Below are 13,800 nucleotides of genomic sequence, written 5' to 3' on the forward strand. Positions count from 1 at the left end.
CTAGGCGTCTTCTGTCTTACGTTGCTTGGCGTAGTCCATGTGCGGTGCTGGCACGTCGCGGCGAACGGTCTCCGACTCTGATTCGTACGCATCGTCGTAGCGCGACACGTAACCGGGCAGTTTGGCCCGCTCCAGTTCCAAGCGGTACTCTTCGACCACATGCTTTTGAATCATGTCGCGACAGGCTTGATTGATGGGATGAGCTACATCAGCGTAGAGTTTGTTGGGCGTGTCATCTTCGCGTATGTCGCGCTGTTGCTCTCTTGCGCGCGAGCCGCAGTTGTTGCAGTAGTTACTGCGAATGTGATTCTTGTTGCCGCAGCGTGGGCAGCGATGAGTGAGCTTGCGGCTAGGCATGGCCACAAACGGCCCGTGAGTACCCTCGATGATCTTTAGATCCCGGACCACGAAGCATCCGTCGAAGGTGATGGAACAGAAGGCGCGAAGACGATCCTCGGATTCTTCCATGAGCTTAATTCGTACTTCGGTAATCTCCATGTCGGACACTCCCTTACTGTGATGCCGAATCTGCGTTTGTGCTGAGATATCCGTCCCGGCGCAGTGTCAAGGACCTCATCCTCAGCCGCTTTTTGTAACACTCCGTCTAGATGTCAAGTTGTTGCTCGATCGATGGGCCATACCACGCCTGCGTCTGGTACACCCGTTGAATCCCCAGCTCTTGTGCCTTGGACTTTACTTCCGCTAGCATACCTTGCCGTGGAACTAGTCCATAGCAGCTCGAACCGCTTCCGCTCATAAGCACGTATTGGCTACCACAAGTGGCCAGCAAAGACAACTGGAGTTCGATCCAGTTATTGAGCTGGCAGGCCGGCAATTGTAAGGCATTAAATAGGGCTGCGCCAATCTTCGACTCTTGCCCAGTTTCACATGCTGCCAGAAATTCTTCAGTTTTTCCGAGCTTTTCGAACTGCCTAACCCGCGAATAGACTTCGCCAGTTGAACAACCAATTGGAGGGTGCGTCACCCAGAATGCTAGCGGCGGTTGATACGCAATCAAGCTAGTCTGTTCGCCGCGCCCCTCTGCCAGCATCATCCCAAAGCCGTCATGCGAACCAAAAAAGAAACTCACATCCGATCCAAGCTGCTTCCCTAGAGCCTCTGCGGCGTTGCGGTCCCACTTGGACCACAGCAGTAAGCATCCCGCAATGGTGGCTGCGGCATTGCTACTGCCCCCCCCCAATCCAGCAGCTGCGGGAGTCGATTTTGTCAATCGAATATGGCATCCGGCACTAGTAACTAGCCTGCGTTTCACCAATTTAGCGGCTTGAACAACCAGATTGCGTTCATCCCGCGGAATCTGCCAGGCCGGATCATCCAGCCGAGCCTCAACCGGAACAACAACCTCCAAACTGACCAGTCCATCCGAGCGGGGGGTTAAATGAACTTGGTCCCACAGCGTGATTGGACACATCACCGTCGACACTTGGTGATAACCATCGGGACGCTTGCCCAATACCTCCAACACAAGATTCAGCTTGGCGGGACATTCAATGGTGATACTGTCGCCGGTTGAGCTACGTCGTATTAACATACAGACGCTAACCCGGTCCCTGAGATTGACTACGTTGTCGGCGCAGTTGCTGGCTGTAATCTTCGATGAATTTGCGCTCTTTCACAGTCAGACTGTCCTGACCTTCCCGATGAATCTTGTCCAGAATGCGATCTGCTTCTGCCTGGGCTCGCTGGGAAACGTCGGGACGACGCCCGGCAGGATTGTGAACTTTCAACTTGGGCCGTCGTTTGGGGAGTCGCCAAACCAGCTTCGACCACCAGTCCCCCATAAAGGAAAGATCAAACTTGGCAAAAAAATAGACGGCAGCAAACAACGCACCATACAGGTGAACGTCATAGGCCACCTGCGTCGTATTGTTGACGTCAACACGAAGGTTTCCCAGCAGGTTCGAGGCGACGATCATGACACCCACAACCCAAGCTCGTACCGGGATAATCCCCCAGATTCGCAGGACAGATGTTGGATGTGCGAAAACAAACAGCATCGAAACTGCAGTAACCGCCCCCGACGCGCCAATCAAGACAACACTGTGATTTTGTTCGATAACATGTGAAATGGCCCAAGCCACGCCGCATACGACCAGCGTGGTTAGATAGAACCTCAGGAATTCCCAGCGACCGTACTTCTGCTCAACCGCTTGGCCAAGGAAGAATAGTGCGGCCATGTTGAACAGAATGTGTTTAATATCAGGCGAATGCACAAATCCGTAGGTCAGGAAACGGTACCAATGCAGTGGTTGCCCCAGATGTTCGGCTTTTAACCACAGTAGCTGTGACAAAGAGTTCTCGTGACCCAAGAACAGCTCAATCACCTGCACCAGGACATTGATGATAATAATCGTGCTAATGATCGACCGCGAACTCCAACTGAAGCTCATGTTCTCGAGGTTGTCGCTGTAATAGTGGCGGTCGTAGATACCCATGTTCGATCTTGTGGCCAGGTTTTCCTATCTGAGAAGGGTACTGTCAGCCAGGCAAGTGCCTGTACTTGCCAAACTCTGGCACGTGAGTGGTCATTGAAGACATCACGTAACACCACCTATTGGGGCGAGCCAGCGATACATATATCGTAAATCTTAGCTTCTGCCTAACCCATTTTGGCGCGTTTTATGCTGGAAATGCCCCCTGCCAGACTGTTTTTGACATGCGCGCGGCTCGCGGTACGTTCCTACTAAGGACCCGCCAAATGGCCAAACTGCTGACGGGAAATTCTCCGAACATCAGCGACAATACGGGCGTCCAAGTAGTGGCTCAATCACGCGAACAGCCGCCGTTGGTGTTGCATCCAGTTGCCGGGCGTGCATAATTCGTCGGCCGCTGTCGCCATTTTTTCATGGACACAATTCGCCCCAGCTAAAGCACCTCTGGATGTCGCCTTCCATTGCCATCGTCGACTACCAAATGGGCAATCTGCGCAGCGTTCAAAAAGCGTTGGAATCCACGGGCTATTCAGCGTTCGTCACTAGTGACCCGGATGCGATTCGTCGTGCTGACAAGGTGATTTTGCCAGGTGTGGGAGGTTTTGGAGAAGCAATCCGAGAGCTTCGTCAGCGTCAATTGGACCAACCGATCGTCGAGTCGATTCAGGCTGGCAAGCCGTTTCTGGGCATTTGTTTGGGACTGCAATTGTTGTTTGAGGTCGGCCATGAAGGTGGACTTCACACCGGCTTGGGAGTTCTGTCCGGCCAAGTACAGCGGTTTGACGGACCTCCGTTTACCGGCGACCAGAGACTAAAAGTTCCACATATGGGGTGGAATCAAGTAGTCGAGCGCCAGGCGAACTGCCCGCTACTGGCCGGCATCCCACCTCAGGACTATTTCTATTTTGTCCATAGTTTCTATGTGGTGCCGACCCAGTCTGAGGTGGTATGGCTAGAGACTCAGTATGGCCAGCCGTTTTGCGCTGCCGTGTGGCGCGACAACCTGTTTGCCACTCAGTTCCACCCGGAGAAGAGCCAGTCCAGCGGCCTGCGCTTATTGCAGAATTTTGGCGGACTATGACGCGTGGCTTAGTGGGCAAGCCTGGCCGCTATCTGATGGTTGACAAATTCAATCGGAATGGGGACACCTTTTAGAATTCCCTCGACGACCAACGTCTCTCCAACGAAGCCTTCAAATTTGGTGATGACGATTCGGCCACGTCGCAGCTTGCTCATTTGGCAGACGACGATCAACTTGTCGCCTGGAAAGACTGAATCGCGAAAGCGAACTTCTTCTAAACCTCCAAAGCCAACAATCTCGCAGCCTAACAAGTCGTATTTGTGCGAAAAATAGCTGCACATCTGAGCAGCAGCTTCCAATAACAACACACCTGGCATCAGTGGCATGTCGGGCATATGGCCCCGGACCCAGAATTCGTCCGACTTGACATCCTTGTATCCCGCGCAGATGTGTCGCTCCAAGTCTTCGAAGACAATGGCCGTCAGTTGCTCCATCTCGAATCGCTGACGATTGTGTTTGCGGATTTCGGCTGCATCCGCTATCACATTGTTCAAATCGAGCGTAGTTGGATCTAAGATAATATCGCGAGTTGACACCGCAAAACTCCGCAAAACCTAGAATCTATACCTAGGTGCGAACCTTCTTGCGCTTGGCCTTACGAGCCTTGGCATTGGCGGGTCGTGCTCCGTGATTGGCTTTCTTCAGCTTGTGGTGGGGCTTAGTCATGTGTCATCCAATATGAGATATTAGAGAGGGATGCGGTTGTTTTGGTTCCGAAATCGTGTCAGGGCCTTCCCCTGACAGGGGCCTATATGATATCAGTAGCTCCGGCACACGAAAAGCCTGAATAGGTTGCGATTCATTGCTCTCCCAATCTTGCGTCAACGGTCGTTTTCCCATGAGTTCCAGGCTGCTGCGCACGGCTCCCAGTTGGCTGTTGAGCCTTGTGCTTCACGCATTTTTGCTGTGTGTGTTGGCGCTGATGCGGCTGGATCCATCCTCTCCAAATTTAGGTCTGTTGAGGTTGGGTGCCGACCCAAGCCCCGTTGAACTACAAGAGTTCAGCATTGGTGCGGACGCCCAGCAGCCCCAGGAACCGATCCAACCCGCGCAGCCGACGTCTCCCTCTTCGGTCGTCCAGTGGCTCAGCGAGTCAGCTTCGGCCATCGCGCCAACACTGTTGGAGGATGCCGGCCAACCTGCGCCGCCTTTAGAACAATTAACCAACCAAATCATGCCGCGCACGCTTCTGGATGGTACCCTGGCTCAGGCACTGTCCAATCAGCTTAGCGGACGTTCGTCACAAGATCGTCAGCAACTGCTAAATCGGTATGGTGGCTCGGCAGACAGCGAACGCGCCGTCCAATTGGCGCTCGCGTGGTTGGCCAAACATCAGTTGCGCGGCGGTCACAAGCCCGGTGGCTGGAGCTTTGACCATCGATTGGCCGGACGCGGTCCTACAAGTGAATTCGGCATGCTGGCTGATGCTACGAACGCAGCAACCGCCATGGCCCTGCTGCCATTTCTGGGCGCTGGTCATACGCATCAGCAGGGACAGTATCGACACGTGGTCACGGCTGGGCTGAGCTCTTTGATTGCCAGCATGTCTGTTAATCAGTCGGCTAATTACGGCTCATGGCTTGAGCCGCCGGTGGCCTGGATGTATTCGCACGCACTGGCCACCATTGCTGTCTCAGAAGCCTACGCACTTACTCAGGATCAAGCTTTAAAACTACCCGTTCAACAAGCCGTGAATTTTCTAATCTACGCGCAAGACCCACATGGTGGCGGTTGGCGCTATGAACCTCGACAGCCCGGCGACACGTCAGTTGTCGGCTGGTGCATCATGGGGCTCAAGAGCGCGCAGATGGCAGGGATCGGTCTGCCGCCTCATGTCACCCATCAAGCCGGTCGCTTTTTGGATCAAGCTGGCAACTCCGATGGTACCATGTACGGCTATATGGCTTGGTCGCCCAGTGTTGATAGCCAGCACCGTTTTGACGCCACTACGGCAATTGGACTACTGTGCAGAATGTACTCAGGCTGGAACAAAAGTCACCCGAGCCTTCAAAAAGGCGTTCAGTATCTGGAACAACTCGGCCCTCAACTGGACAACCTGTACTACACCTATTATGCAACACAGGTGATGCGTCACTACGGCTCGCCCCACTGGGAGAATTGGAACAGCCGGCTGCGAGACGCGCTGATCGCCAAGCAGGTCAAAGACGGAAGAGATGCCGGAAGCTGGGTTCCCGAAGGCCTGGACAGCCGAGAAGGTGGTCGACTGTATCAGACAGCCTTAGCAACCATGATTCTGGAAATCTACTACCGCCACCTACCACTGTATGGCGAAGGCTCCACCAGCGGAGACGATTTCGAGCTATGAAGCTCCAAATGCAGCTAGCTTTCCGTGTCAAACACAAGGCAGCCTCTGAAACCCTTGATTTAGCCACTCTGCCTAGCTGCCGCAAGGAAAACCAGATTTCTGGTCAGTTTATCGATAGACCTTGTTTACCGTCTAGGTTAGCTTGACTAAACTTGCTAACCACAGTTTACAGCATCTAAGACACCTCGACTGACTTCGACAACTGCGATTTACGCGCCTAGTGTGGCTTGATTAAACTTGCTGTCGAGTCTCAGGAGGTTGAGGGCCTGTGCCAAGCGAATCGTCCCGGACGCGGAAGCTGGAGTCCAGCTGTTCCAATTCCCCGTACAGGGTGGTCGAGTCTGACAACGGGTCGCTCGGCCGTCTGTTCTCGGGGCGATTGCGGTGGTCTTGAGCGTCCGAGTAATGGAGCGGTTCGCAACGGTGAGCGTATATCGTGACTAGTAGTGCTTCGCCATCAGTAAAGCTTCAGTTGCTGGATTCTGCCTTGGGGCACCCACTGCAGAGTTGGGATTGTTCAGCACTCGAACGGGTCACGATTGGCCGGTCGAAAGACAACGTCGTTTCGGTTGAAGATCCTCATGTTTCGAGACTGCATGTTGAATTGGTGCTCGAAGAAGGCCAGTGGTTTCTCGAATCGCGTGGCCGTAACGGGACTTGGATTCAAGGTACGCGCGTCGAGCGCGTGGAATTGGGGCATCGAACCATTTTTCAGTTGGGGTCTAGCGGCCCGATGTTGCAGATCTTGATTCAGGATGCTCCAACGGACATGCCGACAGCGACGTTAGATAACCTCCAGCCGATGGACTTCGACTTCTTGAACTTCAATCGCGAGCAATTGGCTGACGAGGTGACGAAGATCACTGAAACCGAGGCCTTTCAGCGCTTGCAGAGTCAGTCGCGACACAGGCGACCGTTTGGAAAATCGAGTGATGATTCGGATCAAGTTACGAGTGAGCACTAGCCGCATCGCGTACCGAGCCACCAGAAGTTTGCCGTGGCACCGATGGGGGCAATAGTATCGCAATAATTCAAGGAGATCGTAAGCAGGTGGGGAAAATTGTATCTGTGCACTCCTATCGTGGTGGCACTGGAAAATCCAACTTGACGGCTAACCTGGGTGTCGCCATCGCCAAGGCGGGCAAACGGGTAGCAATTGTCGACTGTGACATTCAATCGCCAGGCGTCCACGTGATTTTTCAGATGGACGAAAAGTCGATTGCCTATTCATTAAACGACTATCTTTTCGGCCGTTGTCAGATCGAGCAAGCGGCGGTGGACGTCACTAGCGTTTCGATTGGTGCGGCCAATCCCGACGAGCGGCGTCCCAAGCTGTTTTTAGTGCCGTCCAGCACTAAGACGGGCGAAATTGGCCGCGTGCTGAAAGAGGGCTATGATGTAGCCCTGCTGAATGATGGTTTCAAACGGTTAATCGAGAAGCTGGAACTGGATTTCCTACTGATCGATACTCATCCCGGGGTCAACGAGGAGACGCTGTTATCGATCGTGGTTTCCGATCGAGTCATTCTGATACTGCGCCCTGACAGTCAAGATTTCCAGGGCATCTACGTCACTTTGGAGTTGGCCAAACGATTGGGCGTCGCTCAACCCTGGCTGGTGCTGAACAAGATTCCGCCCGGCATGGACCGCAACACGCTCAAGGAAAAAGTGGAGTCATCCTACGAACGGCAAGTAGTAGGCATGTTTCCGCTCAACTACGAGATCGTGCGACTGGCCAGTAGCGGTGTGTTCATCAATCGTTTTCCCGAACATCCGTTCACCGTTGAAATACAACATGTAGCTGACTTGCTGACCGAAGCGAAGGTGGATGCCTGCCATGGGTAACAGTTTTGATACGCACCTAGACGCCCTGCTGGGAAAAATGAAGTCGGCCGCCTCGCCATTGCGGGAAACCTTGCGGGCCATTCATGGAAACTTGCGCGAAAACCAGGACGGGAACGTGGCCAGCTATATCCCGGAACTGCTCAAGGCCGATCCCAACCATTTTGGCATTTCGGTGGTTTCGGTGGCAGGCCAATCGATTGATGTCGGCGATGCCAATGTCGAATTCACGATTCAGTCGGTTTCTAAGCCATTCATCTTCGGGCTCGCCCTGGAAGATCATGGACGCGAAAAGGTGCTGACCAAAATCGGCGTGCAATCGGTTGGTGAAGCCTTTAACACCATTTCGCTGGACGAGTCATCCAATCGGCCATTCAACCCCATGATCAACGCCGGTGCAATTGCCGCCGCCGACCTGGTACAAGGGAAAGACTATCCGGAGCGGGTCGGTCGGATGCTGGAAATGTTCCAGCGATACTGTGGACGTCCAGTGCATGTGAACAATTCCGTGTTTGCCTCCGAACGGGCCACCGGTCATCGCAATCGGGCCATCGCCCACCTGATGTTGAATTTCGACATGATCAGTTCGCGGTTGGAAGAAACGCTGGACCTTTATTTCCAGCAGTGCAGTCTGTTGGTGACCTGTCACGATCTGGCGGTCATGGGAGCGACCCTGGCCAATGATGGCATCAATCCCATCACCGGTCAGCGGGCAGTTGATGAGGAGTACGTCAAGGATTTGCTAAGTGTCATGTACAGTTGCGGCATGTATGACTTTGCCGGCGAGTGGGGCTATCGCGTAGGCATTCCGGCCAAGAGTGGCGTCGGTGGCGGCATCGTGGCGGTTGTGCCAGGCAAAGTCGGCATCGGAACCTACTCGCCACGACTGGACGCCAAAGGCAACAGCGTACGAGGCATCAAGGCTTGCCAGGAACTGGCTGAAAAATTCAAGCTGCACATCTTTGAAGGCCGCTCGGGCGGCAACTCGATCCTCGACCAGTTCTCGCCACAAACCGCTTGAGTGGCCCTGCGCCGTAATTGACCAGTACGTGTCCGTCCGTAGGGACACAGTAGAATGACCAAGGAGCGGGCGGCTGGGCGCGTGAGCATCGTTGATGCCGACCAGTAGCGGAAGTCGCTTTCCCCAAACGGCTTCATCTACTGCCGCTCAATGCGATAGCAGAATAGCAGCTCTTGATCGCGCAGGAATAGGTGACCGTTGGAGATGACAGGTGGTGTCCAGGTTCGACCACTGGGGGCTCGATTCATGGACTCTTCGGGTAGTTTGAATTTCGATTTCATCACAAACTTGTCTGGGTTGACTTCAACGAGCGCTATTTCGGCGTTGTCTTCATCGTAGCAATACAGCAGCCCCTCGGCAGTAATCAGTGATCCGGCTTTCAGTACTCCGCGGGCCGCCCAACGTTGATCGCCACTGTGCAACTCTTGGCAGACCCAGCCCGTCTTGTCAGAGTAGCCGTACACGAAGTCGCCAATCACAACACTGCCGCCCACCTGATTCTTCATAACCCGAGTGGCCTTACTGGCGTAGGTCATTTCGGCGGAAAAACCGTCGGTGCCATGGGTGATTTTCACCAGCCCGCAGGTCGACGGATTGCCGCCTGCGCTGACGTAAATCTGACCGGGAGTGTAGATGGGAGTGGGTATGACAACGTCGGGATAACTCTTTTCCCAGTTCCACAAGGAGTGCCCATTATCGGCTTGGATGCCGGTCAGTCCAGCGTTGTGCAGCACAATGTACTGACGCACTCCGGCAATCTCGGCCACGATGGGCGAAGCGTACGTGGCTTCAGCCGTAAACTGCTGGCTGCGCCACAAAGGTTGACCGGTCTTGCGATCCAGTGCGGCCAGCGCCCCCTGCGCTCCACCGGGAAAACAGATCAGTTGTTCGCCATCGACCAGCGGTGCCCAACTGTAGCCCCAACCGATTCTGGCTTCGCCGGGTTTAGAACCGGGGCCGCCACCGATCGGGTTCACCTGGCCGCCCAAATCCTGCATCATGTGTTTGCTCCATTTCAATGCGCCTGAGCCCGCATCCACACAGATCAGGTTGCCACCACCTCCCAAGGCATAGACCAAGCCATCATGCACGCTGGCTGTGGAGCGCGGACCGCCACCCCAAGAGTTACCCTCAAAATCAAATTTCGGCCCGATATCGGTGGCCCAAAGCTGTTGACCGGTGTTGGCATCCAGACACAGCAGTTTTTCCGTCTCACCCTGCGCACCGCTCAAGTAAATGCGCTGGTCAACGACGGCGGGACTGGAATAGCCCAAACCTGCCCCACGAAAGGTCCACGCCAATGACGGCCCAGCTTCTGGCCATGCGGTCAGTAATCCTGTTTCAGGAGAGTGCCCGTTGCGTGTTGGTCCTTGAAACTGCGGCCAGTCGGCGCGAGCCATTGAACTCATCACGCAGCCGACAACAGCCAGCCATCGTGTACCGCGCACAAACTGTGCCCGCATCCAGCAAATTAACGTGCGCCAGCTTTCAATAGGTTGATTTGTCATGGCAATTATCCTGTGGAAATTTCCTTGGAGTGAGTGTGTTTTGTTATCTTCGCCGTGTTATGGCGTGTGGCAATTGCACAGGTATCGTAGTCAGCATCGCCCGACGGTGGTCGTGCCGGCTATCCACCGCCTGGCGACGGCAGCTACATTTCTGCCGCTCTCAATTTTTCCAGCGCGACTGCGACCGTTGCTCGCTGTTGTTCCAGTTCAGCCAATGCTTGCCGCTCTTTGTCAACAACGTCGGCAGGTGCTCGCTGGACAAACGATTCATTGCTCAGCTTGGTCCGCTTGCCTTGAATTTGCTTGGACAATTGTTCTGCTAATTTTTCGTTGCGGGCGATCTCGGCGTCCAAATCGATGAATTGCCCCAAGTCTACCGTGACTTGTAGCCCATCCACGGTCAGACTTGCAGGCATTTCGGACTGAGGTACATTACTCCCCAAGCCACGACAGTTGGCTTTGGCTAACGCCACAAAAAACGAGTCCATAGGTCGCAGCAAGTCGGCGGTTTGTTGGTCGCAGGTCACCGTAAATTCTACGGACTCTTTAGGTGGAATGTTCTGGCTGGAACGCAGTTCCCGTAGGGCATTGATGACCGAAACGAAGCGCGCGAACTGGCCTTCAATCTCGCGGTCCTGATGGGCTGCGTCAGCTTCAGGCCAGGCTGATTGCATCAACCATTTTCGAGTTTCCAACTGGCGGTCCAGATTGCGCTGCAGTCCGAACTGCGCCAGCTGCTGCCAGATCGCTTCGGTAATAAATGGAATCATCGGCTGCAGCAGCCTTAGCAAGCTGTCCAGCGTGTGAATCAATACCTGCTGAGTCGCTGCGCGGCGCGCCGCGTCTTGCAATCGCGGCTTGGCCATTTCTACGTAATATGAACAGAACTCATCCCAGGCAAAGTCGTACATCAGCCGGGCGGCGTCAGCATATTGATAGTGCTGTAGCGCTTCGGTAGTTGCCTGCGTGGTAGTTGCCAACCGCGACAGAATCCAGCGATCCTCCAACGGCAGCGACTGGACATCGAGTGCCACCGGCCGATAACCGTCCAAGTGCATCATCACAAACCGCGCAGCGTTCCACAGCTTATTGCAAAAGTTGCGGCCCATTTCAAAGCGCTCGCTGACAACCGGTCCGCGCGGGTGTGCGCGCTGCTGTTCCGTCTTGGCCCACTGCGTCGAGAAACTGCCGTGACACTTGGGACACTCGATGACCGGCAGCTCGCGATTCTGATGTGTCTGATTCAACAGTGCTTGGCAATGTGGGCATTCGAACTGAACAGGCATGCGGACATCCTGAGTCTCAGTAGCCAGCCAAGCTAGTCCAAAACGCAGCGCGTCGGGACCGAACTTGTCGATCACGTCGATTGGATCGACCCCATTGCCTTTGGATTTGGACATCGTTTCGCCATAGCCATCCAGAATCTTGGGATGAATGAACACCTCGCGAAACGGAACTTCTCCAACATTATTCAGTCCCATCAGCACCATCCGCGCTACCCATAGCGTGATGATGTCACGGCTAGTAATCAGCGCGCTGGTGGGATAGAAGTACTGCAATTCAGGCGTTTCGTCTGGCCAACCCAAAGTCGAATGCGGCCACAACGCTGAACTAAACCACGTATCCAACACATCGGCCTGACGCTGATAGCCCTGTGCTTGGAGGGCAGCTTCGTGAGCATCGCCTTCATCGCGAATACAGACATGGACTGTGGCTGGGTGCTCAATGGCAGCTTGTAATTGGTCCTGACCTGCGGCAACCAGCCTGTTGATGCGCTGGACTTCGGCCTGTGCGGCAAGTTCGTCGTCGAAGCCTTTGGTCCAAATCGGAATCTGATGCCCCCACCACAGTTGCCGCCCAACTGGCCAATCACGCTTTTCGCTCAACCAGTCCAGATAACCTTTCGCGTAGCGCTGTGGAAATATCTTGACGCGACCATTGCTGACGGCGTCCATCGCCGCTTGCGCCAGGCGCTCCATTTTCACGAACCACTGATCCGCCAGATAAGGTTCGATGGGCGTCTTGCTGCGATCGCTGTGCGCCAGGTCAATTTCGCGATCCTCAACTCGGACCAGCAGACCCAACTCATCTAGATCGTCGCATACCGCTTTGCGAGCTGCAGCCAGTTTCATACCTTGATACTTGCCCGCTGTCGCTGCCAAGGTGCCATCGGGGTTAAGAATGTTGATGATTGGCAATTGGCAACGCAAGCCAACTTCGTAGTCGTTGGGGTCATGTGCCGGCGTGATCTTGACGCAACCACTGCCCATTTCCGGCTTGGCCCACGGGTCTGCCACCAAAGGTATCTCACGATCGGCCAGCGGCAGTCGCAATTTGACACCGGCACGAGCCATGTTTGCCAGTGTCTTTAATAGCGGAAGATGCGTGGTCTTGCGCTGCCGCAGATCGTCCAATTGTTGCTGCACCACCGCGCGATCTTTGGCGAGCGCTACAGACAGTTTTTCCTCAGCCTGGGCGATGGCATGATTGAGCGCCGCTTCGGGATCGGGATGCACGGCGACCGCTGTGTCACCCAGCATGGTCTCCGGTCGCGTTGTAGCGATCGTCACATGCGTAGGACCACCCGACGGGGGATTAATGATCGGATATTGAAAATGCCAGAAGTGTCCTTTGACCGTTTGGTGAAATACCTCATCGTCGCTGACAGCAGTTTGTAAATAGGTATCCCAGTTGACCAAACGCTTGCCGCGATAAATCAGACCTTGGCGAAACAGATCGAAGAAGGTGGTGCGAACGGCTCGAGCGCACATCTGGTCCAATGTGAATCGGGTGCGTTGCCAGTCACACGAACAGCCCATGCTGCGCAGTTGATTGAGGATTCGCGTTTCATACTCCGCTTTCCACTGCCAAATCCGACGCACTAGCTCTTCGCGGCCCAAGTCATGACGCGATTTATTCTCATCTTGTTTAAGACGCTTTTCGACCACGGCTTGCGTAGCAATGCCAGCATGATCCGTCCCAGGAACCCACAGCGTTTCATAGCCCCGCATGCGATGCCAGCGAATCTGTACATCTTGCAGCGTATTGTTCAGAGCATGCCCCAAATGCAATGCACCGGTAACGTTGGGTGGTGGAATGACGATTGTGTACGGCTGCCGATCTGGATTGACTTCGGCATGAAAGCAACCATCCGCCTCCCAGGCGGCATAGATATCACGACATGCCGTTTGAAATTCAAAGCGATTAGGAATCGAATCCGCAGTTTGACTCATAGTTCAGTGGTATAGGTTCGAGTTGCAGTGAAGCGTTCTGAAAGTGGCTACCCTGGCCAGATTCTGGTCGCCGGCTGGTGCGCGATACATGTGTCATTCCGCACAGCCTGACAATGTGCCAAGCTTTCATGGCGGCACGGACGAGCTGTACGAAGAGCGGCGGACAATTCACAACCATTAATAAAATGGAATCGGCGAGCAAAATCTTCGACGAGCCATAGAAGCGAAAATCATACTCTCAGCAATTGAGACTGGACAGACTTCCTATTGAGGAACTCCCGGTCCAACTGGAATCTCGCGGGCAGAAAGTGCCTATTCCCTGAGTCTGGCGGCGTT

General features: G+C 54.5%; 11 protein-coding genes. 5 read left to right on the forward strand and 6 right to left on the reverse strand.

The annotated features are described in order from the left end of the window. The 3 genes from KF752_01440 to KF752_01450 all read right to left on the reverse strand — a co-directional run bounded on the left by KF752_01440 (window position 1) and on the right by KF752_01450 (window position 2,456). Window positions 1-498, reverse strand: a complete 498-nt coding sequence (locus KF752_01440; GenBank protein ID MBX3420198.1) for a septation protein SpoVG family protein — start codon at window positions 496-498, stop codon at window positions 1-3. A gap of 106 nt (window positions 499-604) precedes the next feature. Continuing rightward, window positions 605-1,552 (reverse strand): 4-(cytidine 5'-diphospho)-2-C-methyl-D-erythritol kinase, encoded by a 948-nt coding sequence (gene ispE, locus KF752_01445; protein ID MBX3420199.1) that lies wholly within the window; start codon window positions 1,550-1,552, stop codon window positions 605-607. A 7-nt stretch (window positions 1,553-1,559) separates the two neighbouring features. Next, on the reverse strand, window positions 1,560-2,456 hold the full coding sequence (locus KF752_01450; protein ID MBX3420200.1) for a rhomboid family intramembrane serine protease: 897 nt from the start codon (window positions 2,454-2,456) through the stop codon (window positions 1,560-1,562). Window positions 2,457-2,901: 445 nt separating this feature from the next. Between KF752_01450 and hisH the strand changes: the two genes are divergently transcribed. Beyond that, window positions 2,902-3,534, forward strand: coding sequence for an imidazole glycerol phosphate synthase subunit HisH (hisH, locus tag KF752_01455; protein ID MBX3420201.1), 633 nt, complete (start codon window positions 2,902-2,904; stop codon window positions 3,532-3,534). 8 nt (window positions 3,535-3,542) lie between these two features. Here hisH and KF752_01460 read toward each other — a convergent pair whose 3' ends face one another. After that, window positions 3,543-4,070 carry a beta-hydroxyacyl-ACP dehydratase gene (locus KF752_01460; protein MBX3420202.1) on the reverse strand — a complete coding sequence of 176 codons (528 nt, stop codon included), beginning with the start codon at window positions 4,068-4,070 and terminating at the stop codon, window positions 3,543-3,545. A gap of 302 nt (window positions 4,071-4,372) precedes the next feature. Between KF752_01460 and KF752_01465 the strand changes: the two genes are divergently transcribed. The 4 genes from KF752_01465 to glsA all read left to right on the forward strand — a co-directional run bounded on the left by KF752_01465 (window position 4,373) and on the right by glsA (window position 8,723). Beyond that, the gene (locus KF752_01465) at window positions 4,373-5,860 is read left to right on the forward strand and encodes a hypothetical protein (protein MBX3420203.1); all 1,488 of its coding nucleotides are present in this window, start codon (window positions 4,373-4,375) and stop codon (window positions 5,858-5,860) included. Window positions 5,861-6,296: 436 nt separating this feature from the next. Beyond that, entirely contained in the window at window positions 6,297-6,824 is a 528-nt protein-coding gene (locus tag KF752_01470) for an FHA domain-containing protein (GenBank protein ID MBX3420204.1), read from the forward strand. A gap of 104 nt (window positions 6,825-6,928) precedes the next feature. Then, a complete protein-coding gene (locus KF752_01475; protein MBX3420205.1) occupies window positions 6,929-7,705 on the forward strand; it encodes a MinD/ParA family protein in 777 nt (258 codons plus the stop codon). After that, window positions 7,698-8,723, forward strand: a complete 1,026-nt coding sequence (glsA, locus tag KF752_01480; protein ID MBX3420206.1) for a glutaminase A — start codon at window positions 7,698-7,700, stop codon at window positions 8,721-8,723. Before KF752_01475 ends, glsA begins: the two co-directional genes overlap by 8 nt. A gap of 137 nt (window positions 8,724-8,860) precedes the next feature. Here glsA and KF752_01485 read toward each other — a convergent pair whose 3' ends face one another. Together KF752_01485 and KF752_01490 are read right to left on the reverse strand one after the other, a co-directional pair. After that, window positions 8,861-10,231, reverse strand: a complete 1,371-nt coding sequence (locus KF752_01485; GenBank protein MBX3420207.1) for a PQQ-binding-like beta-propeller repeat protein — start codon at window positions 10,229-10,231, stop codon at window positions 8,861-8,863. 143 nt (window positions 10,232-10,374) lie between these two features. Further along, window positions 10,375-13,464, reverse strand: coding sequence for a valine--tRNA ligase (locus KF752_01490; GenBank protein MBX3420208.1), 3,090 nt, complete (start codon window positions 13,462-13,464; stop codon window positions 10,375-10,377). Window positions 13,465-13,800 lie beyond the last annotated feature (336 nt).

It is taken from the genome of Pirellulaceae bacterium (assembly GCA_019636385.1).
GTDB lineage: Bacteria > Planctomycetota > Planctomycetia > Pirellulales > Pirellulaceae > Aureliella.

Bases quoted from the DNA above. Each gene is read 5' to 3' on its own strand.
- ispE (MBX3420199.1), bottom strand. From the start codon at position 1,552: ATGTTAATACGACGTAGCTCAACCGGCGACAGTATCACCATTGAATGT.
- KF752_01485 (MBX3420207.1), bottom strand. From the start codon at position 10,231: ATGACAAATCAACCTATTGAAAGCTGGCGCACGTTAATTTGCTGGATG.
- glsA (MBX3420206.1), top strand. From the start codon at position 7,698: ATGGGTAACAGTTTTGATACGCACCTAGACGCCCTGCTGGGAAAAATG.
- KF752_01490 (MBX3420208.1), bottom strand. From the start codon at position 13,464: ATGAGTCAAACTGCGGATTCGATTCCTAATCGCTTTGAATTTCAAACG.
- KF752_01450 (MBX3420200.1), bottom strand. From the start codon at position 2,456: ATGGGTATCTACGACCGCCACTATTACAGCGACAACCTCGAGAACATG.
- hisH (MBX3420201.1), top strand. From the start codon at position 2,902: ATGTCGCCTTCCATTGCCATCGTCGACTACCAAATGGGCAATCTGCGC.
- KF752_01440 (MBX3420198.1), bottom strand. From the start codon at position 498: ATGGAGATTACCGAAGTACGAATTAAGCTCATGGAAGAATCCGAGGAT.
- KF752_01465 (MBX3420203.1), top strand. From the start codon at position 4,373: ATGAGTTCCAGGCTGCTGCGCACGGCTCCCAGTTGGCTGTTGAGCCTT.